Source organism: Micromonospora sp. NPDC007271, from assembly GCF_040634005.1.
In the GTDB taxonomy this organism is placed as follows: domain Bacteria; phylum Actinomycetota; class Actinomycetes; order Mycobacteriales; family Micromonosporaceae; genus Micromonospora.
On record NZ_JBEYER010000210.1, the window covers coordinates 1 to 2206 of the forward strand.

1 protein-coding gene is annotated in these 2206 nt (G+C 66.6%); it reads left to right on the plus strand.

What is annotated here, in order from left to right:
- Positions 1-618: 618 nt before the first annotated feature.
- Positions 619-2079: a multicopper oxidase domain-containing protein gene (locus ABZ570_RS33895; protein WP_358072267.1), complete on the plus strand. Its 1461-nt coding sequence runs from the start codon at positions 619-621 to the stop codon at positions 2077-2079.
- Positions 2080-2206 lie beyond the last annotated feature (127 nt).

Here is a 2206-nt window from a genome sequence, read left to right on the forward strand (position 1 = left end):
CCCGACCATCACGATCCAAGGTTCAAGTGTCCAGGACCAGGGGGCAGCTCCCCCCGGCGTGAACGACCGACGTGCCCGCGGCCCGCCTGAACGCCGGACCCTTCTTGCCACTCATGACCCCATCCTGGGCCCTCGCGACGCCAACAGCAGTATTCAACGCTTCTCGATCCTGAACTCGCCCTGCCCGGCGGACTTGCTATGAGCCGCTGGCCTCAACTCACCCTGACAGACAGGGCATCCGCGGCTCCCAGGCTTGGCGCGATGGGAGGGTGACTATGTGCTGAGCTGCTCAACTTTGCGGACACGGGGTACCTTGACCCGGTACAGCAGGCGTGCGCGGTGACTGGGCTTGACGCAGGCCAGCTCTGCCGCGAGATGCAGCCAGAATCCTTACCGGACACCGCGATCACCAGTGTCCGCCGCGCGCCTCCAGCAATAGGGACGACTTTCCGGCGGGCGACTCAGATCCTCCTCGTAGGATTCGACAACGGCCTCAAAAAAGCGCCTGATCTTGGCGTGCGGCCGGCCCAGTAGGGGCTTACCGCATCGGACTGTCAGGGTGGCCTCCGGGTCGGACCCCCGTTGTAGCGCTCCGTCGGGCCAGGAATGATCTTCTGCATGAAGCGTCGTGATCTTCTTGCGTTCGCAGGGCTGGCCGCCCTCGCCGGTTGTGGTAACCCGGGTTCGGGTTCGAAGGGAAACTCCGGCACGCTGGCCTTCGCCAATCGGCTCAGGGTACCGCCGTTGCTGGAGCCGACCGTAGCGGCGGACGGCACGAAGCAGTTTCCGTTGACGATGCGGGCCGGTCAGGTGGAGTTGCTCCCAGGCAAGCCGACTACGACGTGGGGTTTCAACGGCGCCTTCCTCGGCCCGACGATCCGCGCGATGCGTGGCGACCGCGTCGCGATGCGCGTCCACAACCAGCTCGGCGAGCCGAGCACGGTCCACTGGCACGGCATGCGGCTGCCTGCGGTGATGGACGGCGGCCCGCACCAGATGATCCAACCGGGTGCCACCTGGTCCCCGCACTGGACGATCGACCAGCCGGCCGCTACCTCCTGGTACCACCCGCATCCACACGGCAACACCGCTAAACACGTGTACCGGGGGCTCGCGGGCCTGTTCCTCGTCGATGACCCGACGACGGCCGCCCTGGGTCTGCCGTCGACTTACGGAGTCGACGACGTCCCGCTCATCGTGCAGGACAAGGTCCTCGACGCGAACGGCGTGCTGCAGGAAGATCCCAAGCCGACGTGGGGCCTCATGGGCGACCAGATCCTGGTCAACGGCGTCTACGATCCCTTCTTCGAGGTGACCACGACGCTGCTACGGCTCCGCATCCTCAACGGATCCAACGCGCGGATGTACAACGTCGAGTTTGCCGACCGGCGACGGTTCCACGTGATCGGCAGCGACGCCGGCCTGTTGGCGGCGCCGGTGGCGGTCGACCGCGTGCAGCTGAGCCCAGGGGAACGGCTGGAGGTCCTGGTCGAGTTCGCCCCGCGCGACCAGGTCGTGCTGCGCAGCGTCGCCGGCGACAACGGCATCGACGAAGGGGACTACGAGCTGCTGAAGTTCGTCGCGGCGGACCAGCTCAAGCCAGGGCCGTCGGTGCCGCAGCGGCTGGCCACGACGCCGCCCATCGAGGCACCCGCCGGCGCTCGGGAGCGCAAGTTCAAGCTCAGTGGCAGCGATGCGATCAACGGGCGGGAAATGGACATGACCCGCATCGACGAGGTCGTGCCCGCGGGAGCAACCGAGATCTGGCACGTCCAGAACCCTGTCTACTCCCACAACTTCCACATCCACGAGGTGGCGTTCCGCATCCTGGACATCGACGGGAAGCAGCCGCCGGCATACCTGCAGGGACCGAAGGACACAGTGTTCATCCCTCGCAAGTCGACGCTGCGGCTCGCCGTGCAGTTCGGGCACCACACCGACCCGAAAACGCCCTACATGTACCACTGCCACATCCTGCGGCACGAGGACAAGGGCATGATGGGCCAGTTCGTCATCGTGGAACCCGGCACCGAAGCGTCGGTGCCCCGCACGCTGCCGAGCCACCATCATCACGGCTGACTGTGAGCTGCGGCACCGGCGTATCGACCGGATGTGCGCCGGCACCGATAACGGGCTTCCGGTTCAGGTCGGGTGGTTCGGCAGTGCCCGCACCTGGAACCGGCTGGTCAGGTCCGGCAGGATCCGG

Bases quoted from the DNA above. Each gene is read 5' to 3' on its own strand.
- ABZ570_RS33895 (WP_358072267.1), top strand. From the start codon at position 619: ATGAAGCGTCGTGATCTTCTTGCGTTCGCAGGGCTGGCCGCCCTCGCC.